This is a genomic window from Pantoea sp. 22096 (genome assembly GCF_052045955.1).
Lineage (GTDB): Bacteria > Pseudomonadota > Gammaproteobacteria > Enterobacterales > Enterobacteriaceae > Pantoea > Pantoea alfalfae.
Genome location: NZ_JBQEPW010000001.1, coordinates 1,458,950 through 1,482,625, shown reverse-complemented (window position 1 = coordinate 1,482,625; position 23,676 = coordinate 1,458,950). Strand labels below are relative to the sequence as shown.

At 57.4% G+C, this 23,676-nt stretch carries 26 protein-coding genes; 14 read left to right on the top strand and 12 right to left on the bottom strand.

The window, feature by feature from the left end:
* Nucleotides 1-22: 22 nt before the first annotated feature.
* Nucleotides 23-193: a hypothetical protein gene (locus ACTJKZ_RS06880; RefSeq protein ID WP_013357533.1), complete on the bottom strand. Its 171-nt coding sequence runs from the start codon at nucleotides 191-193 to the stop codon at nucleotides 23-25.
* Nucleotides 194-356: 163 nt separating this feature from the next.
* On the bottom strand, nucleotides 357-605 hold the full coding sequence (locus ACTJKZ_RS06875) for a DUF883 family protein (RefSeq protein WP_013357534.1): 249 nt from the start codon (nucleotides 603-605) through the stop codon (nucleotides 357-359).
* Between the two features lie 180 nt (nucleotides 606-785).
* Here ACTJKZ_RS06875 and ACTJKZ_RS06870 point away from each other — a divergent pair, with 180 nt between their 5' ends.
* Nucleotides 786-998, top strand: coding sequence for a DUF2767 family protein (locus tag ACTJKZ_RS06870; protein WP_161736083.1), 213 nt, complete (start codon nucleotides 786-788; stop codon nucleotides 996-998).
* A 20-nt stretch (nucleotides 999-1,018) separates the two neighbouring features.
* On the opposite strand, the gene ACTJKZ_RS06865 is transcribed toward ACTJKZ_RS06870, so the two are convergent.
* From ACTJKZ_RS06865 to ACTJKZ_RS06855, 3 genes are all read right to left on the bottom strand, one after another.
* A complete protein-coding gene (locus ACTJKZ_RS06865) occupies nucleotides 1,019-2,029 on the bottom strand; it encodes a Ppx/GppA phosphatase family protein (protein WP_440829397.1) in 1,011 nt (336 codons plus the stop codon).
* Nucleotides 2,030-2,052: 23 nt separating this feature from the next.
* Nucleotides 2,053-2,610, bottom strand: coding sequence for a hypothetical protein (locus tag ACTJKZ_RS06860; RefSeq protein WP_161736081.1), 558 nt, complete (start codon nucleotides 2,608-2,610; stop codon nucleotides 2,053-2,055).
* Between the two features lie 61 nt (nucleotides 2,611-2,671).
* The gene (locus tag ACTJKZ_RS06855; RefSeq protein ID WP_222924170.1) at nucleotides 2,672-3,001 is read right to left on the bottom strand and encodes a hypothetical protein; all 330 of its coding nucleotides are present in this window, start codon (nucleotides 2,999-3,001) and stop codon (nucleotides 2,672-2,674) included.
* Nucleotides 3,002-3,215: 214 nt separating this feature from the next.
* Here ACTJKZ_RS06855 and ACTJKZ_RS06850 point away from each other — a divergent pair, with 214 nt between their 5' ends.
* From ACTJKZ_RS06850 to ACTJKZ_RS06840, 3 genes are all read left to right on the top strand, one after another.
* Nucleotides 3,216-3,395, top strand: coding sequence for a hypothetical protein (locus tag ACTJKZ_RS06850; protein WP_013357539.1), 180 nt, complete (start codon nucleotides 3,216-3,218; stop codon nucleotides 3,393-3,395).
* 186 nt (nucleotides 3,396-3,581) lie between these two features.
* Entirely contained in the window at nucleotides 3,582-3,965 is a 384-nt protein-coding gene (locus ACTJKZ_RS06845; RefSeq protein WP_135909190.1) for a hypothetical protein, read from the top strand.
* A 15-nt stretch (nucleotides 3,966-3,980) separates the two neighbouring features.
* A complete protein-coding gene (locus ACTJKZ_RS06840) occupies nucleotides 3,981-4,394 on the top strand; it encodes a GNAT family N-acetyltransferase (protein WP_061062233.1) in 414 nt (137 codons plus the stop codon).
* Here the strand turns inward: ACTJKZ_RS06840 and ACTJKZ_RS06835 are convergent, their stop codons facing one another.
* Nucleotides 4,395-5,057 carry an MBL fold metallo-hydrolase gene (locus tag ACTJKZ_RS06835; RefSeq protein WP_033782762.1) on the bottom strand — a complete coding sequence of 221 codons (663 nt, stop codon included), beginning with the start codon at nucleotides 5,055-5,057 and terminating at the stop codon, nucleotides 4,395-4,397. It lies immediately after the preceding gene.
* Nucleotides 5,058-5,079: 22 nt separating this feature from the next.
* Nucleotides 5,080-6,003, bottom strand: a complete 924-nt coding sequence (gene ldcA / locus ACTJKZ_RS06830) for a muramoyltetrapeptide carboxypeptidase (RefSeq protein ID WP_440829518.1) — start codon at nucleotides 6,001-6,003, stop codon at nucleotides 5,080-5,082.
* A 166-nt stretch (nucleotides 6,004-6,169) separates the two neighbouring features.
* Between ldcA and emtA the strand changes: the two genes are divergently transcribed.
* Entirely contained in the window at nucleotides 6,170-6,799 is a 630-nt protein-coding gene (emtA, locus tag ACTJKZ_RS06825) for a membrane-bound lytic murein transglycosylase EmtA (protein ID WP_081093833.1), read from the top strand.
* Nucleotides 6,800-6,809: 10 nt separating this feature from the next.
* Here emtA and ACTJKZ_RS06820 read toward each other — a convergent pair whose 3' ends face one another.
* Complete coding sequence (locus ACTJKZ_RS06820; protein ID WP_161736077.1) at nucleotides 6,810-7,766, bottom strand: sugar-binding transcriptional regulator; 957 nt, start codon at nucleotides 7,764-7,766, stop codon at nucleotides 6,810-6,812.
* Between the two features lie 183 nt (nucleotides 7,767-7,949).
* On the opposite strand from ACTJKZ_RS06820, the gene ACTJKZ_RS06815 reads away from it, so the two are divergent.
* From ACTJKZ_RS06815 to ACTJKZ_RS06780, 8 genes are all read left to right on the top strand, one after another.
* Complete coding sequence (locus ACTJKZ_RS06815) at nucleotides 7,950-8,891, top strand: D-ribose ABC transporter substrate-binding protein (RefSeq protein ID WP_285085870.1); 942 nt, start codon at nucleotides 7,950-7,952, stop codon at nucleotides 8,889-8,891.
* Between the two features lie 2 nt (nucleotides 8,892-8,893).
* Nucleotides 8,894-9,493 carry a DUF2291 family protein gene (locus tag ACTJKZ_RS06810; RefSeq protein WP_161736075.1) on the top strand — a complete coding sequence of 200 codons (600 nt, stop codon included), beginning with the start codon at nucleotides 8,894-8,896 and terminating at the stop codon, nucleotides 9,491-9,493.
* The gene (locus tag ACTJKZ_RS06805; protein WP_440829396.1) at nucleotides 9,493-11,007 is read left to right on the top strand and encodes a sugar ABC transporter ATP-binding protein; all 1,515 of its coding nucleotides are present in this window, start codon (nucleotides 9,493-9,495) and stop codon (nucleotides 11,005-11,007) included. Before ACTJKZ_RS06810 ends, ACTJKZ_RS06805 begins: the two co-directional genes overlap by 1 nt.
* Before the next feature lie 2 nt (nucleotides 11,008-11,009).
* Nucleotides 11,010-12,116 carry an ABC transporter permease gene (locus ACTJKZ_RS06800; RefSeq protein ID WP_161736073.1) on the top strand — a complete coding sequence of 369 codons (1,107 nt, stop codon included), beginning with the start codon at nucleotides 11,010-11,012 and terminating at the stop codon, nucleotides 12,114-12,116.
* A 182-nt stretch (nucleotides 12,117-12,298) separates the two neighbouring features.
* Nucleotides 12,299-13,129 (top strand): transketolase, encoded by an 831-nt coding sequence (locus tag ACTJKZ_RS06795; protein WP_033732315.1) that lies wholly within the window; start codon nucleotides 12,299-12,301, stop codon nucleotides 13,127-13,129.
* The gene (locus ACTJKZ_RS06790) at nucleotides 13,122-14,066 is read left to right on the top strand and encodes a transketolase family protein (protein ID WP_161736072.1); all 945 of its coding nucleotides are present in this window, start codon (nucleotides 13,122-13,124) and stop codon (nucleotides 14,064-14,066) included. The genes ACTJKZ_RS06795 and ACTJKZ_RS06790 overlap by 8 nt, the downstream gene beginning before the upstream one ends.
* Before the next feature lie 2 nt (nucleotides 14,067-14,068).
* On the top strand, nucleotides 14,069-15,556 hold the full coding sequence (locus tag ACTJKZ_RS06785) for an FGGY family carbohydrate kinase (RefSeq protein WP_222924167.1): 1,488 nt from the start codon (nucleotides 14,069-14,071) through the stop codon (nucleotides 15,554-15,556).
* A 20-nt stretch (nucleotides 15,557-15,576) separates the two neighbouring features.
* Entirely contained in the window at nucleotides 15,577-16,995 is a 1,419-nt protein-coding gene (locus ACTJKZ_RS06780; protein WP_278495806.1) for an L-fucose/L-arabinose isomerase family protein, read from the top strand.
* Nucleotides 16,996-17,106: 111 nt separating this feature from the next.
* Here the strand turns inward: ACTJKZ_RS06780 and ACTJKZ_RS06775 are convergent, their stop codons facing one another.
* Both ACTJKZ_RS06775 and ACTJKZ_RS06770 read right to left on the bottom strand, forming a co-directional pair.
* Complete coding sequence (locus ACTJKZ_RS06775) at nucleotides 17,107-18,237, bottom strand: mechanosensitive ion channel family protein (RefSeq protein ID WP_253421625.1); 1,131 nt, start codon at nucleotides 18,235-18,237, stop codon at nucleotides 17,107-17,109.
* A gap of 96 nt (nucleotides 18,238-18,333) precedes the next feature.
* On the bottom strand, nucleotides 18,334-19,068 hold the full coding sequence (locus ACTJKZ_RS06770) for a flagellar brake protein (protein WP_161736068.1): 735 nt from the start codon (nucleotides 19,066-19,068) through the stop codon (nucleotides 18,334-18,336).
* 209 nt (nucleotides 19,069-19,277) lie between these two features.
* Here ACTJKZ_RS06770 and ACTJKZ_RS06765 point away from each other — a divergent pair, with 209 nt between their 5' ends.
* Nucleotides 19,278-19,526, top strand: coding sequence for a GlsB/YeaQ/YmgE family stress response membrane protein (locus ACTJKZ_RS06765; protein ID WP_031375306.1), 249 nt, complete (start codon nucleotides 19,278-19,280; stop codon nucleotides 19,524-19,526).
* A 66-nt stretch (nucleotides 19,527-19,592) separates the two neighbouring features.
* Here ACTJKZ_RS06765 and ACTJKZ_RS06760 read toward each other — a convergent pair whose 3' ends face one another.
* Both ACTJKZ_RS06760 and treA read right to left on the bottom strand, forming a co-directional pair.
* Nucleotides 19,593-21,692: a TonB-dependent siderophore receptor gene (locus ACTJKZ_RS06760; RefSeq protein ID WP_161736067.1), complete on the bottom strand. Its 2,100-nt coding sequence runs from the start codon at nucleotides 21,690-21,692 to the stop codon at nucleotides 19,593-19,595.
* 191 nt (nucleotides 21,693-21,883) lie between these two features.
* A complete protein-coding gene (gene treA, locus ACTJKZ_RS06755) occupies nucleotides 21,884-23,569 on the bottom strand; it encodes an alpha,alpha-trehalase TreA (RefSeq protein ID WP_161736066.1) in 1,686 nt (561 codons plus the stop codon).
* Between the last annotated feature and the right edge of the window lie 107 nt (nucleotides 23,570-23,676).

Genomic DNA, 23,676 nt, shown 5'->3' with positions numbered 1-23,676 from the left:
GCACGCGTGCCGGGGCAGGGTATTACGACTGAGGCTGACCCACCGGGCCTGAACCCAGGGTGCCGCCCGGTGATGACTGGCCACTTGGCGCATGGGGACGGCCATCTTCTTTAATCGCGTCGCTTTTATGTGAGCAGCCCGCCAGAGAGGTTAAGGTCGCTGCCACCAGCAGCAAAGCAGGTATCGTTTTCATAAGGTCACCTTGATGTTGTCAGAAAGAGAACGTAATTAAGACTGAAGACTCACCGTGAGCTGGCCTGTGAAGGCTTATCTTTCAGATGTTTCTCAGCATGCAGTCAGCTAAAGCCAAAAAAAACGGAAGCCAGTGGCTCCCGTTCTGTCGACGTGTGGCGGTATTACTTACGACCCAGCAGGAAGCCGATAAATACGCCAACGCCTGCAGCAATGGCCAGACCGGCAGCAGGATTGGACTGAACCTGATCGCGAATGGTCTCAGCAGCATCACGTGCAGCATAGCTTGCCTGATTGGTGTAACGACGCGCTGCGCCTTTAGCCTGATGCTCAGATGAACCGGTTGCTGCACCCCATTGTTCCTGAACTGCGCCAGCGGCTTCTTTTACTTTATCTTCGATTTTTCCTGACATTTAAATGCTCCTTGGTTTTGAGTAAGACTCTCAAAGCGTAGCAAAGATAGTGAGTTCTGCTCCGCCAGCGCCCGATAAGGGCCTAAAAAATCATTTCCGGCTGTTAATGGCGCTGCATTTGCGGGCCCGCCATTTCCTGTCTAGCCTTTTGAGAAGAAAGTCACAGCCGGAGGAGAAACGATGAAACGTGATGCACTGAATGATGATGACTATGATGAAGTCTGCCGCGTTATTGGCGATGCAGTCATTGTGCTGATGGAGCGCGGTCATGACACCCGGCGTGGCGAAATCTACGACCTGCTTAAGCGTATCCGCCAGCAGCGCGCCCACAGTGAACGGGATGAGCAGCGGATGCTGGATCACGCTATCCGGCTGGTTAAATCTGACGTGTAGCGAAGTGTGGAAGCGTTGCGCTATTGCAGCAGCACGCCCTGAATCAGGCTGGCCTCAACAATCTCCACCTCATCCATTTTCAGCGCCTGCATATACCCTTCCACCAGTAACAGGTTACTCACGTCAGTGGCGCGGTAGTCACCCTGCAATTCGCTGTCGCCTTTCCAGACCTGCTGCTGCGAGAGCTGGCTCAGGGTCGCCAGCGTATAGTGGTTGGGTTTACCCGGTAACTGATTGCGAATCGAAAAACCGTGTACGCCTCCGATCCCAATCACCCGACGACCGGCCACATCCTGTTTGATCTGCGGGCTGACTTCGTTAGTCGCGTAAAACTGCACAAAGCGCAGCACCGACTGCCGCCAGGAACCAATCGGGTTGGGCGATTTAGCCTCCGGGCTGTTCTTCAGCACCGTCAGGATAAAGTTTTTCAGCGTCACTGAGGCCAGTCTGCCCCGGTAAATATCCGCTACCGGCTTGCCCGCCTGCTGTCGCCATGCCGTCATCTGCATTGACCCACCGCCAATATCCCAGACCAGCAACTGCTCATCCCGTACTGCCGGATCGTTAAGCGCGGCTTTGGCAGAGAGAAAGCCAAGCATCGCTTCCTGCTGCTGCGAAATAATGCTGATTTGCGCACCACTCTGGCGCTGCAACTGTTCAATTACGGCCTGACCGTTGCTGGCATTGCGAAACACTGCCGTCGCCACGCCGCTGATTCGCTGTGGATGAAAGCGCTGTGCGTGCGCGACCAGCTGCTGCAGTGCGGCGGCACCTTCGTGGGTGACTGCCGGACTCAGCTGGTTATCCGCTGAATGGGCTAATGCGTCGTTCCAGGCCACGGCGCGCTGATCCTGATACAGCACTTTTTCGATACGCTGCTGGCAGACATTGACGCGCGCCACCGCAATTTTGGTGGTACCGGAACCGATATCCAGACCGGCGCGAATTTGCTGGCAGCGATCGGCCTGGGCCGACGCGGCAAAAAACAGCGAGCAGAACAGCGTAAAAACAGACAGCGCAGCAGAACGCATAGCGACTCCGGGAGAAGTGGGGATCAGAGCGAACGGCCGGCGATGCAGGTCGGATAGACGCTCACCAGGAAATGACGCAGATGGTCAAAACACCATTCGGCGTCATCGGCCTGCGGACAATAGAACTGGATAGTGATTTTTTCGTAATCGCGCTGACGCTGATGCAGCGGCGACCAGCTCCAGTCGAGTACCGAACGGGCATAGTTGACCAGTGTCCCGGCGGGCAGTTGATGTTGCTGCTCCTGTCCGGTCAGGTAATGGTGAAAGCTCGCCTCCAGCTGCAGGGCTTCCTGGTGACCGTGCTGCGGCAGGTCGGGACGAAAAGCCACATCGATAAAACCACAGACCGCATCTTCCTGCTGCTGCCAGTCACAGGCCAGGGTCATAAACAGCCCCTCCTGCAGATTAACCTCCTCGACCAGTCGCCGCAGATTCGCTGAGCGATTCAGTACGACGATCTCTTCAAGGCGACCGGTTTCCAGCGTCAGATCAAAGCCACAGGGATTAACCGAGCCATCCGCATTGCGCGTAGCGGGGAAGGGGAAGTCGATATAACCGTTGTTATCCAGACGCTTTTCCATCGGGGAACCCTGCTGCTTGACGTTTCCTGACAATAAACCATCTGGCAGCAGGATTCATCCCTTATGGACAGGTCCAGGTGATTTGGGTGTCCTGATAAGGATTAATCAGGCGGAACTGCTTATCTGACAGGCGCTGCGCAAAGTAACCTTCATGCGTCACGGCGGAGGGGACATATTTAAACCGATCCAGCGACTGCAGCGGGCCACTGTTAACGCTGACATTGTCTCGTGTCACGGTAAAGCTGTTAACCAGGTCAAAAATCACGCCCTGTGTCTGTCCCATCGACTGACCATAAATTGTCGAGACCTCACCCGGACATTCCACCCCTTTCGGGCCAGATGAACATCCAGTCACCAACGCGATGAGGATAAAAATGCTGAGTCGCATCATGATTTTCTACCTGCTTCAATCCCTGGGAGTGTCGTGGCGCAGAGTCTATCCTGTTGCACCACCAATCACGTAATTATAGCAGTTTCCGCTACGCTTCCTGTTTGTGATTTGTTTAATCGTTAAGCAACAGGAATGTAAAGGGGTGACTTTGCTTATCAATAAACGGTATTCTTGGCTCCTTTGCGCACCACTTAGGCAAATCCAGGGATAAATGATGAAAGAAGAAGAAGCAAGTCTAATGATTATTCGCCACGCGATTGACGAGCTGGAAGCCGATAAGAAGCAACAGGTGCTCGCCTGCTCAGCGAATATTCGTGCAGCCATGCAGGCTTATGATAGCGAAAATGCCGGGCTGGCGCTGATGTTAGTGGCCGCCGAGGTCGCTGCCGAATAGTCACAATCCGGCCAGGCGGGTACGCTGTCAGGCTGGCCGGATTACTTTATCTTTTCTCAACTTTCAGGTTTTTTCGCACACCGATTCCACCTTTTAATGGTCTTAGTCACGCTCCCCTCACGCCTCTCCTCTGGTTTTTCTATGTTAAGCTAAGAAAATTCTCAATGAAATCAGTGGAGACACAGCATGAAGGCAGCGTTAATTGCCCTGGGCCTGCTGGCCTGTCATATCGCACCCGCCTGGAGTGAAACCGAATTTCAGCTTAACTGTCCCGGTCGGCCGACCATGACAGTTTCACGTGCCGAATATGGTTTAACCACCCTGATGTGGCCGGAAAATCATTTCCAGATTGCCGCCGGTCAGCAGCGAACCCGCTTAGAAGCGGGCGATCAGGTGGCGATTACCCGCTTTCGCAATGGCGATCAGCTGATTGTGAACCAGCGCAGCCAGGCAACCTTCTTTGTTTACCGCGACAGCGATAAACTGCTGCCCTGCAGCCGCAGCGAAAAACGCGATGTGGATGCGCTGACCCTGGAGCGTTACGACGATCGTCAGCGTTCCGACAGTTAACCCCCTGGAGCCACTATGCAACCTGAGATTACCGACAACGTTACTGCGCAGGATCTGGATGAGGTCAGGCTGGCTCTCAATGCCTTCAACAGCAAATTTATTGATGTGAATACGATCAGGTCAATTGGCGTGTTTATCCGTGATGAGCAGGGTAAAAAGCTGGCCGGACTGACCGGCTCAACGACCGGTAACTGGCTGCGGATTGATATGCTCTGGGTGAGTGAGGCGCTACGCGGGCAGGGGGCAGGCAGCAGGCTGATTCAGGCTGCCGAGCAGGAGGCCCGGGATCGCGGCTGCCGCTATGCACAGGTAGATACCGCCAGTTTTCAGGCGCGGCCGTTTTACGAAAAACTCGGCTATACCCTGCGGCTTACACTGGCGAACTACATGGATCATCATCAGCGGCACTATCTGACCAAAGAACTGTAATCAGAACAGCGGATTTTCCCGCAGATCCAGGGGATGCTGTTCAGCTTCATCAATGGCAGCCAGCCAGCTTTGCAGCGTCACTTTTTTCCAGGAAAGATGGCCGCGCGTGGTACTCATCAGTACCACGTCGGGGCGCAGCGAGCGGTAAAATTCCAGCGTCTGACTCAGCTCAGCCGGATTACTGTCCGGCACCAGCACCGTGATCCAGTTGTCATGAGAGCGGGTCACGGTATCGCCGACAAACAGATAGGTTAGCCCCAGCGGCGAGGTATAGAGAAAGCTGCAACTACCCGGCGTGTGTCCGGGCGTTGGCAGCAGATGGAAATCGCCGAAATGTGTCTCCGGCTGCGAAAAGGTGTCATCCGGCTCCGCAAAACGACTGATAGGGCCTAATGAGCGGCTGTGGCAGTAGAGCGCGCTGCTAAACCGCTGCTGGATCACTGCCGCACCGGGCGCGGATTCGTGCCAGTGGGTCAGATAGTGACGGATCACGCCGCCGGTATCGGCAATCACTTCATGATCGAGCGGATTTTCAACGCGGCCAATCAGCAGATTGCCGCGCGGGTGACGCAGCATAAAGCCATGCATCATCAGGTCATTAACGGCATCTTCCACCGGGAATTCCGGGGTTGAGATCCACAAATCGTCATACAACGGCTTCAATGTCGATCTCCTGAAACGCTCTCTATTCCCGCAGGACGGGATGCCCGGTCGCCTGCAAATGGGCGTTGCCCTGGTTGACCGCTAATCGTGCGCTGGCGCCCAGCGGCAGTGTGACGGTGTCAGCGGCATGTCCAAAATCTAATCCACAGATCACCGGCAGATCGGTAGTATCACGCACGCGCTGCCAGACGGTACTGAAATCAAACCCATTGTCATAGTCCGACAGGGTTGTGCTGGTGAAGCTGCCTGTGACGATTGCCCGCTGTCGCGCCAGAATGCCGCTCTGCTCCAGCTGAATCAGCATGCGTTCAATGCGGAACGGATGCTCATTGACATCTTCTATCACCAGAATGCCGTTCTCAATCTGCGGCATCCACGGCGTGCCGATCAGAGAGCAGATCATCGCCAGATTCCCGCCCCACAGCGTACCCTGCCAGTCACCCTGATCTGGCGTTTCGCTCTGCCATTTCACCTCTACTGTAGGTGATGTCAGTGCCTGCCAGAAGTGGTGCAGGGTAAATTCAGATAAGGTCGCGGCACCGAAGTTACCGGCCAGCATCGGTGCACTGAAGGTAATCAGGCCGACCTGCGCCAGCAGAGCCAGCTGAATCGCGGTAAAGTCGCTGTGGCCGCACAGCGCCAGCGGCTGATTCAGCAGACGGCGTTGCAGGGCGACGTAGTCGATGGACGCCAGTAACCGGCTGGCCCCATAACCGCCGCGCACCGCCAGCACCACGTCGGGCAGCGTAGTGAGGCTGGCAAGCTGGTTGATATCCTCAAGGCGCTCTGCGTCCGTTCCGGCGAAGCGCTGAAAACGGCGGGTGATCACCTGCTCGTTCTCCACCTGATGGCCCGCCGCGCGCAGTCGTGCAATGCCCTGCAGTGCCGCAGGCTGATTATGACAGTAACCGGAGGGGGAGATAAGACGAACTGAACGTGAAATCATCATACTTTCCTGCTGTTAGCGCACATGACTGACGGCGATGATGGCGAAAAAGCCCGCTGAAGTCACGGTGCGCGCCGCATAATCGTGTATTTAGGATAAACGGTAATTTTGCTCTCAGGCTGCCTGGGTATGATAGCATTCGCCACAATCGCGATGAGACGAAAAATTGCTGAAAATCCGACACCTTATACTCTCGGCGTTACTCCTGACTGGCTGTGCCAGCGAGCCACCGCACCATGCCGTTAAGCAGCGCAACACGCCGTTAACGCAGGCACCGCCTTCCAGCGTCAATGGAACCTGGGCCATGTTTACCGAAGATGCCGCCAGTCATTATGGCGTTGATGAGAAGTTGATCAGCGCCATTATCAGTGTCGAATCGGGTGGAAATCCGGGCGTAGTGAGCCGTTCCAATGCGGTCGGGCTGATGCAGATTAAAGCGTCGACCGCGGGACGTGAAGTCTATCGCACGCTGGGCCGCCGGGGTCAGCCGTCGAATGCCGAGTTGCGCGATCCGGCCAAAAATATTGATATCGGCACCGCCTATATCCGCATCCTGCAGGACTCTGCGCTGTCGGGCATCCGCGATCCGCTGACCCTGCGCTACGCCACCATCGTCTCTTATGCCAACGGTGCCGGTGCGCTGCTGCGAACATTTTCCCGCGACCGCGATCGGGCCATTGCGATGATCAACGCCATGTCACCGGATGAGTTCTATCAGCATGTGCAGAACAGGCATCCGGCGGCGCAGGCACCGCGCTATCTCTGGAAAGTCACCACCGCTTACCGCACCATCTGACCGGTTTTGACTACGCCTGCGGCGTGAGCAGCAGCCGGGCCGTGGGATAGTCAATAATCAGCACCTTGATATAACCGCCCAATAGCGCACCGCGAATCGCCTGCGCTTTCTCCCGTCCGCCAGCCAGTCCGACGACCTGCGCGCACTGTTTCACCTGCGCCAGTTCCATTCCGATCACCGGATCTTCTTCCGCTTTCAATACCGGCTGGCCACAGGCGTCAAAATAGTGCAGGCAGATATCACCGACCGCACCGCGTGCCGCCAGCGTCTGCAGCATTTTGCCATCGTAGTAGTTGCCAGAATTGCGCAGCAGCGCTGACGGCTCCAGATCGCCGATGCCGACAATCGCCAGATCGACCTGCTCAAATTTACTCAGCACTTCGGCAACCTCGGCATTGGCCGACAGCCGCTGGCGATCGCTGACCGAATGCTCAATCGACTGCGACGGCAGTAGCCAGGCAGGGCAGTTCAGCAGCGCCGCCAGATTCTGGGTCAGAATGGTGGCCTGCACGTTGCCGTTGGCGCCGACGCCGCCCAGCAGCTGGATCACGCCCTTACAGGCGCTGTTGAGCGGATGCAGTGCATCCACCATCGCCCGGATAGTGCCGCTCCACGACGAAATACCAATCAGCTCATCGTTGCGCAGCCGGGTCTCCAGATAGTGAGCAGCCGCCGAACCAATCGCCTGTTTAATCTGCAGCGGCGAGGCCTGATCCGGCACATCCACCACAATCGCCTGCGGCAGGTTGTAGGTCTGCTCAATCGCCTTTTCCAGTTCCGGATAGACGTTGGCCGGTGGCACCACGCTGATCTTGACCACCCCCTCTTTCACGCTGCGATTAAGAATGCGTGAGACAAATGATTGCGATAGGGTCAGCGACTGTGCAATCTCTGACTGCTTCAGCCCTTCGACATAGTAAAGCGTGGCAATCTTCACCATCAGTCGCTGTTCATCCTGTTTTGCCATCGGTTTTTCCCTCTCTGAATCTGCCCGGTATTGTTAACCAGGATGATCAAAATCACAACGCAGGCTAATTTGTGATCGTTTTCGCTTTTTAACGATCGCGCATTGGACGGCGCGTCAGCGCAGGCGCATAGTCATTATGCATATAAAATCGCGTGTGAATATATATTCAAGCGGAGAGAAATAATGACGCGTCCTCTGATCAAACTAACCCTGCTGGCTTCGATGTTCGCTTTTTCTGCAACGGCGCTGGCGGCAGAGCAAGGCCTGCTGGCGATTATTACCCCATCTCATGACAACCCGTTTTTCAAAGCCGAGGCAGAAGGCGCGTTAGCCAAAGCCAAAGAGCTGGGTTACACCACGCTGGTGGCGTCGCACGACGATGACGTTAACAAGCAAAACCAGCTGATTGAGACCGCGATTGCGCGCAAAGCGAAAGCGATCATTCTGGATAACGCTGGCGCGGACGCCACCGTCGGGCCGGTGCAGAAAGCCAAAGATGCCGGTATCCCGACCTTCCTGATTGATCGTGAAATTAACAAAACCGGTATCGCCGTGGCGCAGATCGTCTCCAATAACTATCAGGGTGCGCAGCTGGGTGCAGAGAAATTTGCAAAGTTGCTGGGCGGCAAAGGCGAGTACGTTGAACTGCTGGGCAAGGAGTCTGACACCAACGCGGGCGTGCGGTCACAGGGCTATCACGACGTACTGGATGACTACACCGACCTGAAAATGGTGGCGCAGCAGAGCGCTAACTGGAGCCAGACCGAAGCCTTCAGCCGCATGGAAACCCTGCTGCAGAAGCACCCCAACATCGTCGGTGTGATCTCCGGTAACGACACCATGGCGCTGGGCGCGGAAGCCGCGCTGAAAGCCGCCGGGAAAACCTCAGTCATCGTGGTGGGCTTTGACGGCAGCGACTACACCCGCGATTCGATCCTCAATAAAGGCAACATCAAAGCGACGGTACTGCAGCCGGGCTGGGATCAGGCGCAGATGGCGGTCACGCAGGCGGACTACTACCTGAAGAACGGCAAAGCGCAGAAACAGGAGAAGCAGCTGATGGACTGTGTGCTGATTGACGACAGCAACGCCGCTAAGCTGAAAAACTTCAACCTGGCGAAATAACCATGAAACGGATACTGGCGGTATTGACCGGTATGGCGCTGCTCAGCGCCTGCACCGTGGTGGATCTGGATGCGGACGGTAACCCGATTCTGCCGAAAGATCCGCACGCGAAGCCCAGCTATACCACCCAGACGCCACAGCAGATTGCGGAAGAGACCTGGCAGCCGCGGGTCATGACCACCGCGAACAGCCACGCGCTGAGCTGGGCCGACATGGAGGCGAAAAGTCAGACGGTTAAACCCGACGGGCGTGAAAGCGTCTTCGTACGGGCCAGCGGGACGGCCAGCGCCCTGGATGAGAGTAATCCGCGTGAACGCACGCTGACGCTGACGATCAACGGTAAACCGGTGGCAGTCAGCGTCGGGCCGGTGCTGCGCAGCAACGCTATTCGCGACGCCGCCGGGTTCCGTTTCGAGGAGTTTACGAATCAGGTGCAGTACGCCCAGCTGACCCGGGCGCTGAACCGTCATGCGGTGAAGCAGCTGCCGCCGCTGGATGCCAGCTGGGTCAACCAGCCGGTGCAGGCGCTGCTGGCGGTGAGCATCGGTCACAACAGCGTTGAAGAGGTGGTGGCGGTTGAGCTGAAGCGGGGGACGCCCTGATGAACGATGAGATCATACTGCGGGCCGAACAGATATCGATGCTGTTTCCCGGCACGCTGGCGCTGGATCGCGTCGACTACCGGGTCTGGCGCGGCAAAGTTAACGTCATCATCGGTGAAAACGGGGCGGGAAAATCGACCCTGATGAAGATTCTGGCCGGGGTACAGCAGCCCACCGCCGGTTCGCTGTTCCTGAATGGCGAGCCGCTGACGCTGAGCAGCACCCGTGACGCCGCCCGGCACGGTATCGGCATGGTGCATCAGGAGCTGAATCTGTTTGAAAACCTCACGGTGGCGGAGAACCTCTTTCTGGGCCGGGAGATCCAGCGCGGCCTGTTACCCATCAATGAGGCGGAGCAGGCACGCCGCACCGCCGCACTGATGGCACGACTCGACCAGCCGATTTCGCCCACTGAGCGGGTCGGCAATCTCAAAGTGGGTCAGCAGCAACTGGTGGAGATCGCCAAAGCGCTGGCAGAAGATGCAGACATTCTGATCCTCGACGAGCCGACCTCTGCGCTGAGCAAAACCGAAGTGGAGATCCTGTTCCGGGTGATCCGCGACCTGACGCAGCAGGGCGTGACCCTTATCTATATCTCCCACCGGCTGGAGGAGCTGATGGCAATTGGTGACGTGATTACCATTCTGCGCGACGGACGTTTCCAGGCGGAAGCACCGGTCAGCACCATTGATGTGCCATGGATCGTGCGCGAGATGCTGGGCAGTGAGCCGGTCACGACCTTTTTGCCGGATGAGCGTGAGTTTGGCGCGCCGGTGCTGGAAGCACAGCATATTACCTGCGTCAGCCCCAACGGCAATACGCTGGTCGATGATGTCAGTTTTCAGGTGCGTGCCGGCGAAATTGTCGGGATCTACGGACTGATGGGCGCGGGTCGCACCGAACTGTTTGAGTGTCTGCTCGGCAGCCAGCGTCACTATCTCGGCAAGCTGTGGCTCGACAGTAAACCGCTGCCAACCCGTCTGCCGACCGCCGATCGCATCCGCATGGGCATGAGTCTGGTGCCGGAAGATCGCAAACGCGCCGGGATTTTCCCGGTCTCGTCGGTCGCCAGTAATCTCACCATCGCCAGCCTGTGGCGGCGGCTGTCGCGCCGTTTTGCCATAGCGCATCAGGCGGAGCTGCAGGCGGTGAACCAGACGGTGGGCAACCTGGCGATCAAAATCTCTTCGCCGGACGTCGCCATCAGCGCACTCAGCGGCGGCAACCAGCAGAAAGTGGTGATTGGCCGTGCGCTGCTGACCAATCCACGCCTGCTGCTGCTGGATGAGCCGAGCCGCGGCATTGACGTCGGGGCCAAAGCCGAGGTGTTTCGCACCATGGTGGCGCTGTCGCAGCAGGGTATCGCCGTGCTGTTCTCCACCTCAGATCTGAAAGAGATTATGGCGGTAGCCGATCGCATCCTGGTGATGTCGGGCGGCAAACTTACGGCTGATCTTCCCCGCGACCAGGCGGAAGAGGCAGCGCTGGTGAAAGCAAGTGCGCAGGGGTTCTGAGCATGAAAAGCAATAACAGCGTCGCGCTGAACACGCTTCCGGCTAAGGCATTCAGTTCACGCGAAAGCATTCTGCTGCTGCTTCTGAAACTGCGCACCTTTATTGCGCTGATTCTGATTGTCGGCTTCTTCGCCATCACCGTGCCGGACTTTCTCGCCACCGGCAGCCTGGTGATCATGGTGAAGCATATCGCCATCAACGCCTTTCTGGCGCTGGGCATCACCTTTGTCATTATCACTGCGGGGATCGACCTGTCGATTGGGGCCACCTTAGGGCTGTGCGGCATGATCGCCGGCTGGCTGATCACTAAAGGGATTGTGCTGCCGATGTTTGGCATCGCTATCTTTCCCAGTGTCTGGGTGATTGTGCCGGTGGTGCTGTTTATCGGCGCGCTGATTGGCGCGGGCAATGGCTGGATCATTACCCGCTACAACGTGGCCCCCTTTATCTGCACTCTCGGCACCATGTATATCCTGCGCGGCGCGGCCATGCTCACCTCCGGCGGCGAGACCTTTCCCGGTTTACAGGGTAATCCGCTACTGGGCAATACCGGCTTCGATCGGATTGGTGCGGGGACGTTACTCGGGCTGCCGTATGCCATCTGGATGATGGTGCTGCTGGCGCTGGTCATCGGCTATATCGCCCGTCGTCTGCCGTTTGGCCGTCAGGTCTATGCCATCGGCGACAACGAGCGTGCTGCTGAACTGTCGGGTGTGAAAACCCGGCAGGTGAAAATTCTGGTCTACACCCTGTCGGGCTTCTGCGCAGCCATTGCCGGCATCGTGGTCTCATCGCAACTGGTCGCCAGCCATCCGGCGAACGGCACCGCGTTTGAGATGAACGCGATTGCCGCCGTGGTGCTGGGCGGCACGTCGCTGGCGGGCGGACGCGGCACCATTGTCGGCACGCTGATTGGGGCGTTTGTCATCGGCTTTCTGGCGGATGGCCTGATCATGATGGGCGTCAGCGAATTCTGGCAGATGGTCATTAAGGGTATTGTCATCATCATTGCGGTCATTATCGATCAGACTCAGAGCCGGATGCAGCAGAAGGCGGCGGTGGTGGCACAGAAAGCATTAATCGAGGAGGGCACACCGGCAAAACCCTGATCGCGCTGAGTCGGGCAGGCCGGACTGCTGCATGTTTCTGCTCACGGGGATGGCCTGCCCGGTCAGACGCGCAGAGTGGCAGACAGAAGGGCGTGCCAGTGTAAGGCACGTATTTTTGGCAGAAATTTTCTTAACCGACGTGAATATATATTCATAAACGATTTAAAATTCAGAGGTAGTGTATGAATCCTTTCAATCTTCCGGTCGAAGACCTTGAGCGTCGGGCGCGTGCTATCCGTCGTCGCATCATCCAGCTAAATGCGGGTAGCCCGGCAGGCGGTCATACCGGTGCCGATCTGTCACAGGTGGAGATCCTCACCGCGCTCTACTTCCGCATCCTGAACTGCGCCCCGGATCGCACGGACGACGATCAGCGTGACATCTACATCCAGTCTAAAGGACACGCGGTGGGCGGCTATTACTGCGTGCTGGCGGAGGCGGGCTACTTTCCTACCGACTGGCTGGCAACCTATCAGCATGCCGACTCACATCTGCCCGGCCATCCGGTGCGGCAGAAAACGCCTGGCGTTGAGCTAAACACCGGCGCGCTGGGTCACGGCCTGCCGGTGGCGGTGGGCATCGCTATCGCAGCGAAAAAAGATAACAGCTCGCGCCGCATCTTTGTGGTGACCGGCGACGGGGAACTGGCCGAAGGCAGCAACTGGGAGGCGGCACTGGTCGCGGCACATTACGGCCTCGACAACCTGATCATCATTAATGACAAGAACAAGCTGCAACTGGCGGGCGCGACCCGCGACATCATGAACACCGATCCGCTGCCGGAAAAATGGCGTGCCTTCGGGCTGGAGGTTACCGAATGCAACGGCAATGAGATGGCGGCGGTCGTCGACACCATTGAAAACCTGCCGAAGAACGGCAAGCCGCAGGTCATTGTCGCGCATACCGAAAAGGGCTTTGGTATCTCCTTTATTCAGAGCAAAGCCGAATGGCATCACCGGGTGCCGAAAGGCGAAGAGATTGCGCTGGCACTGGAGGAACTGAAAGATGAGTAATGCACAACATTTAGCAAGCGTCATGGTGACGGCTTTCATCGACGCGGTGAATCGCGGCGTGGATCTGGTGCCGGTGGTAGCTGACTCCACCTCAACCGCCAAAATCTCCCCCTTTATTAAGGCGTTTCCCGACAGGCTGATCAACGTCGGCATCGCCGAGCAGACGCTGGTGGGCACAGCGGCGGGGCTGGCGCTGGGTGGCAAAGTTGCGGTGACCTGTAACGCCGCGCCGTTTCTGGTATCACGCGCCAATGAGCAGGTGAAAGTTGACGTCTGTTACAACAACACCAACGTCAAACTGTTCGGGCTGAATGCCGGGGCCAGCTATGGCCCGTTAGCCAGCACCCACCACAGCATTGATGATATCGCGGTGATGCGCGGTTTCGGCAACATCGAGATCTATGCACCTTCCTGCCCGCTGGAGTGCCGCCAGATCATCGACTACGCCCTTGAGCATGTCGGCCCGGTTTATATCCGTCTGGATGGCAAAGATCTGCCGCAGCTGCATGACGAAAACTACCGGTTCAGGCCGGGCGCGATCGACCTGTTACGGGAAGGCAGCGACATCGCGCTGGTGGCAATGGGCTCAACGGTTCACGAGGTGGTTCACGCCGCTGAGCAACTGGCTGAACAGGGCATTTCAGCCGGTGTGATCGCGGTTCCATCGATTCGTCCCTGTGATACCCAACAGCTGCGCAACCTGTTAAATCACTACCCAGCGGTGATTACCGTAGAAGAGCACAACGTCAATGGTGGTGTCGGCAGCCTGGTGGCCGAGGTGCTGGCGGAGGGCGGCTGCGGCATCCCGCTGTTACGGCTCGGCATTCCGGATGGCGAATATGCGATTGCCGGCGATCGCGCCTCGACCCGCGCCCGTCATGGCATTGATGCCAGCAGCATAGTTAACAGTGCAGCACGCATCTGCGCAGGAGCATAAAAATGGTGGGACCCCTGATTCTGGCGATTGACGAAGGCACCACCAACGCCAAGGCGATTACGGTTGATCGCAGTGGCCGCGTAGTGGCGCGCGGCAGCCAGAGTTTAACCCTGCAACATCCGCAGCCCGGACTGGCGGAGCAGGACCCTATGGCAATCTGGCAGGCGGTAAAGCAGGCAATCATCCAGTGTCTGTCAGCCTGTGATGGCGCGCCTGTTGCGGCCGTGGCGATCAGCAATCAGCGCGAGTCGGTGCTGATCTGGCAGCGGTGTGATGGTCAGCCCCTGACGCCACTGGTGAGCTGGCAGGATCGCCGCTCTGAATCATTCTGTCGCGATCTGCATCAGGCGGGCAAAGCGCCACGTATCACCGGCTTAACCGGGCTCGCCGTTGATCCGATGTTTCCTGCCGCCAAGCTGACCGGGATGCTGGCCGCCATTCCCGATGGCGCAGCGCGGGCCGCAGCCGGTGAGCTTTGCATCGGCACTGTCGACAGCTGGCTCAGCTGGCAGCTCAGCGCAGGCGAGATATTCGTTACCGATCACGCCAACGCAGCCCGCACTCAACTTTACAGCCTGCATCTCAATGACTGGGACGACGAGCTGCTGACGCTGTTTCAGCTACCGCGCGCCGCACTGCCACGTATTACCTCCTCCGCCAGCGAACAGGGCGTTGTCGCGGTGCGTAACATTCCCGGCTTAGCGCCCGGCACGCCAATTCTGGCGCGCATCGGTGACTCCCATGCTGCACTGCAGGCGCAGCGGCGCGGCGAGTCAGAAGTGGTGAAAGCCACCTACGGCACCGGCTCTTCACTGATGATGTCGATGGCGACGCCGCTGCTGACGGAAAATGGCCTCAGCACCACCGTGGCCTGGCACGACGGCACGCTGCGTTATGCCTTTGAAGGCAATATCACCCATACCGGTTCCGGTGCCGCCTGGCTGGGCAAACTGCTCGGCGTGCAGGATCCGCGTGCGCTGACCGCCATGGCGCAGCGCTGCGACGACAATCAGAGCATCTATTTTGTCCCGGCGCTCTCCGGTCTGGGCGCGCCCTGGTGGGATCTGCAGGCGCGCGGCATGGTATGTGGACTGACGGACGCCGCCACGCCCGATGTACTGGCACGGGTCGCGCTGGAGTCAATCGTCTGGCAAATCGCCGACGTCTTTTTTGCGATGGAGCAGGCCAGCGGCCAGCAGCTCCCGGCTCTCTGTGTGGATGGCAGCGCCACCGAAAACAGCTGGCTGATGCAGTTACAGGCGGATGTGTTACAGCGGCCGCTGCAGCGTGTGCCGACCGCCGAGGTTTCCGCGCTGGGCGCGGCGCTGCTGGCGGGCAAAGTACTGGGATGGTGGCAGCAGGGCAGTGATATGCAGGCACTGCAGGGTGGCAGTGTCATCATGCCGCGTGAAGAGCTCGCGCAGCGTATGCAGGAAAACTATAAAGGCTGGATCGACGCCGTTGCACGCTGTCGTTATCAGCCACATTAATCCTTAACCGGAGCAGAGCCATGTCAACACTTCCTCAGCAGTTAACCTTCGGCGTCATTATTGGCAACCGGGGATTTTTTCCCAGCTATCTGGTGGGCGAGGCGCGCCAGCAGGCGGTTGCGCTGTTTGAAAAGATGAACATTAATACGGTGATGCTGGATGAAACCCAGACCAATCTGGGCGGCGTCGAGACGCGGCAGGAGGCCAAAACCTGCGCTGCGCTGTTTCGCCAGCATCGCGAAGCGATTCACGGCATTGTGGTGCTGCTGCCTAACTTTGGTGACGAAAAGGCCATTGCCGAAGCGCTGCGTCTGGCCGGGCTGAATGTGCCAGTGCTGGTGCAGGCAGAAGAGGACAACCTGGATAAAATGGGGCTGGCGACCCGACGTGACAGCTTCTGCGGTAAAATCTCGCTCTGCAACAACCTGCGGCAGTACGGCATCCCGTTTACCCTGACCCGTCAGCATGTCTGCGCCCTGAGCGGCGAAGTTTTTCAGCAGGATTTACAGCGTTTCAGCCAGCTCTGTCGGGTGGTGAATGCGATGCGGCGGGTTCGTGTCGGCGCGATTGGTGCGCGGCCCGCCGGATTCAACACCGTGCGCTACAGCGAAAAGCTGCTGGAGAAGATGGGCATCGCGGTAGAAACCCTGGATCTATCAGAAATTTTTACCCGCACTAACCGGCTGCGTGATGACGATATCCGCGTGGCAGAGAAGCGCGAAATCCTGGAAGCCAACGCCGATGCGCGCGGGATTCCGGGTGACAAACTGGTGACCATGGCCAAACTGTTTGTGGTGATCAGCGAGTGGATCAGCGACAACGATATCGATACGACTGCCATTCAGTGCTGGACGTCGCTGCAGGAAAACCTGGGCATCAACGTCTGCTCAATTATGAGCGTGATGTCGGGTCAACTGATGCCCAGCGCCTGTGAAGTGGACGTGATGGGTGCGCTGTCGATGTATGCGCTCGCCAGTTGTTCGTTGAGTCCTGCTTCACTGGCGGACTGGAACAACAACTTTGGCGACGAGCGGGACAAGTGTGTGCTGTTTCATTGCGGGAATTTTGCCAGCGCCAGCCTGGAGTCACCGACCATGGGCACGGCGGATATTATTGGCACCACCGTGGGCAAAGAGAACACCTGCGGCGCGGTGCATGGCCGGATGAAGCAGGGCGATCTCACCTATTTTCGCCTCTCGACCGATGACTTCAGCGGCGAAATCAAAGCCTATGTGGGTGAAGGAATGTCTGTCACCGATCCGCTGGACACGGTCGGCTGTCGCGCGGTCATTCAGGTGCCGCAGCTGGAGACGCTGCTGGCGTGGATCTGCCGCAATGGCTTTGAGCATCACGTGGCGATGAACCACTCGGCCACGGCTGGCGTGCTGCAGGAAGCGTTCAGTGAGTATCTCGGCGTGAGCTGCTACCGGCATCAGTAAGCGGTAAGGCGGAACGGCTGAATGCAAGGGGTGAAGCAGCCGATGCGGTCACGATTCCGCCCGCACCGGCTTGTATGCCCGCTACTCCTGAAAAGAAAGGCGGGCACTGATTTAGCGCGCCACTCTGCGCATCTCGTCATCGTCATTCTGTATCGCAACCAGATCCACCGGCGGCAGATTACCCCCGCTGAACTCAACCTGACGAATCGGGAAGGCGAAACGGATGTTACGCTCTTCCAGTGCCGCCATCAGCTGCAGGTTAATCTCCTGCTGAATATCCATGTACTTATTGTAATCCGCATCCAGCACAAAATAGACCACTTCAAAGGTCAGTTTTGAATCTTCAAAGGCCAGGAAGTGGGCGCGGTCAAAACGGGTGGTCTCAACGCCCTGGATAATCTCTTTCACCAGCGGGCTGATCTCCCGGACCTGCTCTGACGGCGTGGCGTAGCTGATACCAAACTTAAACACGATGCGGCGCTGCTGCATACGCTTATAGTTGTGGATCGTCTGCTGCAACAGAATGGTATTTGAGCAGACGATCTGCTCACCACTCAGGCTGCGCAGCCGGGTCGTTTTCAGGCCAATGTGCTCAATGGAACCGGCAATATCACCAAAGACAATAAAATCGCCGTGCTCGAACGGCTTATCGAAGCCAATCGCCAGCGACGCAAACACATCGCTCAGTACCGTCTGAATCGCCAGCGCAATCGCGATACCACCCACTCCAAGGCTGGCGACCAGTGCGGTAATATTGATGCCCATGTTCGACAGAATGGCCAGGAACATCATGATCCAGACCACCACCCGCAGCAAAATCCCGAGGATCACCGTAGTGACCGGGTTGCGTACGTGCAGCGGGTCACGCAGCAGGCTTTTCAGCCAGAGCCGGATGCCGCAGTCGATCCACAGCGCGAGCTGAACGATCAGCGCCAGGAACCAGCCGTGTGCGATGGTGACGCTCCAGGACGCGGGCAGATCCACAAACTTCAGGGCAATCAGCAGTGAAAAGATCAGCAGCAGGGTCTGGCTGGTGCTGCGCAGTATCTCCACCAGAATCGCGGTCGCGCGGACATGACGATGTTCGCTGTAAAGTGCAATCCGGTTGGAGATAAAGCGAATCAGGGTACGTAATACCCAGTAAATCACCAGCGTGGAAACTACTACGATGGCGCTGTTGAGCCAGAGTTCCTGATTAAAAAAGAGGGATTGAAAACGACGTGAAGCGAGCCAGTTTTCCATTGGGGAGGATCTCCTTGCTGGGTTCCGGTTTAAAAGAAAACAAGCAAGAAGCATAGCCTGGATGCGGCCCACCTGCGTGGCGCATCCATAAAGCGGTTACTGGAAGCGGTTTGATTTATCGCGAGCCAGGCGCTCAAGGGCAAAAATAATCTGCTGAAGCTGCCGCTCCTGCGTCGGGTTCAGCGTGGCAAAACGAAAGCTCAGTCGCGGTGTGATGCGGGTTTCGTTCTTGCGGGTCACCACGCTGCGCTCGCCAATGCTCAGCAGCTTTACCGGCACGTCAAAATGACCATACTCCCCCAGCTCGACCCGGAACGGATTGAAGCTGTCACCGTTCTGCAACCCCTCCGGCAGCGGTTCATCCACCAGCACGCCGATTCCGCCCAGTGACAGATCCTGTAACCGCAGGCGTGTTTTACTGCCATCCGGCCACACGGTATGACACCAGAACTGCGGTTCCAGCGGGGCGCAGACGCGGAAAAACTCACGACGCTGAATCTGCCACAGCAGCTCCGGTAACGGTGCGCTGAAGGCAGGCAATCCTTCAAACTCCACCCTCTCCAGTGAGGCGAGGCTGAACTCTACCTTCGCGCCATAGGTTTCAGCAGTAATGCTGAGATCGTCGCTGGTCAGGGCGTACTCGTTATCCAGATTATTACTGCCCAGGTCAAACAGCAGACGATCTTCATCGGCAGCCAGCATCCGGCTGATAAACTGCCCGCGCGCGAAGCGCACCAGTAGTGGCGTCTGCAGGCGCAGCAGATCTTTCATTACGCCCAGAACCGCCAGCGTGCCACGTTTTAAATATTGTTCCTGGTCGGCTTCTTTCACGTCCTGCTCCGCAAGGGGTTACTGTATTTATGCTGTTTTTTTGCCTCATCCCGGTTATCGGCGCGGCAAAAAAAAGCTTTAGTCGCTGAATTCTTAAAAAATAGTGTGACCCGTGAGGCGTTTTTCAAAAAGCTGGCTATACTTATCGCGGTAAACCGCTTGATAAATCAGGCGTTCACGCTTTAATCATAAAAAGGAAGGAGCAACAGATGGGTATTATTTCCTGGATCGTCTTTGGCTTAATCGCGGGTATTCTGGCTAAGTGGATTATGCCGGGTAAAGACGGTGGCGGTTTCATTCTGACTATTGTTCTGGGTATTATCGGTGCTGTAGTGGGTGGCTGGATCAGTACGCTGTTTGGCTTCGGCCGCGTCGATGGGTTTAACTTCGGAAGCTTTGTGGTCGCTGTTATTGGTGCCATTGTGGTGCTGTTTATCTACCGCAAAGTACGCAGTTGACCGTAACGGTTTAAACGAAAAAGGGGACGAAGCGATTCGTCCCCTTTTTTTATCTCTTACTTTTAATCAGAAGTCGTAACCGATGGTCGCCATCACGCTGCGTTCTGCGCCCCAGTAGCAGTAGCCCGTACCGTAACAACCGGCTACATAGGTACGATCGGTCAGGTTGTTAGCATTGACCTGAACCCATGCCCCTTTCAGGCTGCTGTTCCAGACGCCAAGATCGGCCCGCACCGACGCATCAAACAGCGTCACTGACGGCACACGTGTGGTGTTTGCATTGTCTGCCCACTGTTTGCCGATGTAACGCACGCCTGCACCCGCACTCAGACCATAATCAAACTGATAGTGACCCCAGAGCGCCGCCATGCTGTTGGGGGTGACATACGGGGTATGCCCACTGTTGCCATCCACCGAATCTTTGAAGCGCAGATGATTCAGCGTATAGCTCGCCACGGTGCTCAGACGTGGGGTGAGCTGGTTACGCGCTTCCAGCTCGATACCCTGTGAGTGAACTTTGCCTGAGGGGGTAAAGGTTCCGTCCTGAACGTTGCGGTTCGCCACATCTTTCTGCGTCAGGTCATAGACCGCCACGCTATAGAGATCGCGGGTGCCGACCGGCTGATATTTCACCCCGGCTTCATACTGCTCAGCGGTGGTCGGCTTGAGCAGATTATTGTTGGGATCGGTGAGCGCGGTCGGGGTAATCGCCTGGCTCCAGCTCACGTAAGGCGAGATACCGTTGTCGAAGGCATAGAGTAGTGCCGCGCGTCCGCTGATATGATCATCCTGACGGCGATCGCTGCCGCTGTTTTCGGCGACGATGCGATCGTAACGGCCGGAAAGATCCAGATGCCAGCGGTCCAGCTTCATCTCATCCTGCAGATAGAGGCCGGTCTGGTAATAACGGCGGGTGTTTTCAGCCCAGCTCTGAGCAGGCATTTCACCCACCTGCTCGCCGGTCAGCGCATTAAGCTGGTTGGCCGCACCGGAAGCCTCGCTGATCTCATTTTTGTAACGATGATACTCGGCTCCTACCGTGACGCGGTGCTCCAGTTCGCCCGTGTCAAACTCTGCCTGTAAACGGTTATCGGTGGACCAGGCGGAGAGCGACGAGCGCTCGCCAGAGTAGTAGCGGTTCAGCAGATCGGGATTCACGCTGTCCCAGCCAATCTGATAGACCTGATCGAGATCGACATTGGAGTGGCTGTAGCTGCCAGTTGAGGAGAATGACCAGACGTCGTTAAAGCGATGGGCGAAGTCGAAGCTGTAGATCTGCTCGCGGCGCTTGAACTGATCGAGGTCGCTGTTACCCTCATAAAAGCCATTGCTCAGCTTGTAGCCGTTGTGTTCGGTGAGGCTGCCGTCGCCTGGTACGGAACCGTGGTAACCCCCTGACGGATCTTTCTGAAGATAGGCTTTCAGGATCAGATGGGTATCTTCATCCGGCTGCCACATCAGCTGCGGCATCAGCGCATATTTCTCTTCGCGGGTGTGATCGTACTGCGTATCGCTGTTGCGGGTCACGCCGGTCAGGCGAAACGCCCACTGGTCGTTGATCGCATTGGTGTAGTCAAACATCGTGCCGGTGGTGGCATTACTGCCCGCCTGCAGCTGGATATGCCCCTCTTCGCTGAACTGCGGACGTTTGGTCACCATATTAACCAGCCCGCCCGGCACCGTCTGACCATAAAGGGCAGAAGAGGGGCCTTTGATCACGTCGATGCGCTCAAGGAAGGCGTTATCCACCTGCAATACGTTGAAACTGCCGCCGTCGCTCATCAGCCGCATGCCGTCGAGGAAGGTGTTATCGACATCGCCGCCGTGGAAGCCGCGCAGCGCAATGGTGTCGTAACGGGTCGCGGCACCCCCAAAGTTGGTGAAGACGCCGGAGCTATAGCCCAGTGCCTGGTTCAGGGTCAGCGCGCCCTGATCCTGCATCTGCTGGCGGGTGACCACGGATATCGACTGCGGCGTGGTGATCAGCGGACGGTCGCTTTTGGTTGCGCCCTGGCTGGTGGTGGCCAGATAGCCCTGGGTCGGCGAGGTCGAATCTTCCTGCGGTTGTGCAGTCACCACCATATCGGCAGCGAAACTCAGAGCAGGCGCGGTCAGCGCCAGGGTGCAGAGGCGAATATACCCTCTCAGCGACAGTGACAGTTTCATCGGAGTTCCTTTCATAGCAAAGATTAAGGCAGGTGAGTAAAGTTGTTAATAGGCAATCTCATTATCATAATGAGAATTATTACCTTTTGTAAATTGGCTGCAATTTTGCCTGTTGATGTAAGAAGGTCAAGTAAAATTCGCTGAAAAGGCGTGCGGATACCTCCGGCGAGGCCAGAGGTATCCAGAGTGGATCAGTTTTGCGAGGCAGACGCCTGAGGAATATCGTGGGCGCTGTTACAGGTTTTATCTTTCGGGCAGTACTTATCGAGCAGTTTCAGCGTGACGCCGTTGGTCCAGCCGAAGCCGTCCTGCAGCGGATACTCACCGCCACCGCCACCGCCGAGATTTTTGCCATCAACGACATATTTCTCCACCAGCTTATGCTCACGGTCATAGGTCATCTGGACGTTTTGCAGGAAGCGTAAGCCTACCTCTTTCGCCAGTTTTGGCTGGTTGTAATGCTCCAGGCCTTCCACGGCAACCCACTGCAGCGGGGCCCAGCCATTCGGGGCATCCCACTGCTGGCCGTTGTTCACGGTGGTAGTCACCAGACCGCCGGGCTTCAGCAGCTGCTTTTCAACCGCGCTGGCAGTGCTTTCAGCCTGCTTATCGCTGGCGACCTGCAGATAGAGCGGGAACAGCGCGGCAGCCGTCAGCTGCGGATGAACCTGCTTTTTCTGCCAGTCATAGTCGGCATACCAGTTCTGTTTGCTGTCCCACAGATAGCGGTTGATCGCTGCCTGGCGCTTCTCTGCACGATCGGCGTACTGCTTCGCCAGATCGCTCTGCTTGTTCATCTGATAGCCTTTCGACAGGGTCTGCTCCAGATGGAACAGCAGGCTGTTGAGGTCAACCGGAGCCAGTTGCGTGGTACGGATTGTCGACAGGTTATGCGCATCGGTAAACCAGCGCGAACTGAAATCCCAGCCCGACGCCGCACCGGAACGCAGCTCACGGTAGAGTTCGGCTTTATTCCTCTGCGGCGCTTTCTGCGCGGTGGCAATGTCATCCATCCAGGATTCGGTGCGTGGCACGTCGCGCGCATCCCAGTAGCGGTTGAGCAGGCTGCCGTCCGACAGCTTAATCACCCGCTTGCTGGCTGCACCCGCCGCGACGTTATCGCTGTCGGCCATCCAGTAGTCATACTCTTTCTGCAGCTGTGGCAGATAACGGGTATAGGCTTTGCCGTTATCGTGCGTCGCCAGCAGATCGACCATCAGGCTGAAGAACGGTGGCTGTGAACGGCTCAGGTAGTAGCTGCGGTTGCCGTTGGGGATGTGGCCATAACGGTCGAGGAGTGAGGCGAAGTTATCCGTCATATCCTGCACTTTATCCCAGTGTCCGCTCTCGGCCAGCCCCAGCATGGTGAAGTAACTGTCCCAGTAATAGACTTCGCGGAAACGCCCGCCTGGCACCACATAGGGCTTAGGCAGCGGCAGCAGCGAGTCATACTGACCGGCGCTGCTGGTGGTGCGCGTCAGCACCGGCCACAGGCCATCAATGTGCTCACGCAGATTTTGGCCGGCGGGCGGCACATATTTGTCGCCCGCAGCGGGCAGCGTAAAGTTAGCGTCAACAAAACGTTTGAGATCGAAATTGCGCTGTTTCTTCTGCATCTGCCAGTCGGCAAGAATCGACGCGGGATCAAATTTCGGCACCGCATCGGCAAAGGTCTTCTGATCGGGGTAGAACTTCGCCTGCTGCACGGCATTAAACAGCGGCCCTAAACGCACGTCCGGCGGCTGCGGCTGATTATTCAGCATGCGGCTGTTGTCGTCGGCATGGGCGGTGAAAGCAGGTACGCTCAGCAGCAACGTGAGCAGAAAAGGCGCATAACGCTGACGCCGTGAGTCGGCGTTTACCTCAATTTTTGTCATCGGTTTTTCTCCTTGTCCGAAATGCGGCCGCGCGTAACGCATTGACCACAGGACCAACTTTAGACCTTATCTGCCCACTTCACCCTGAAGCGAGCCGGAAATGTGAA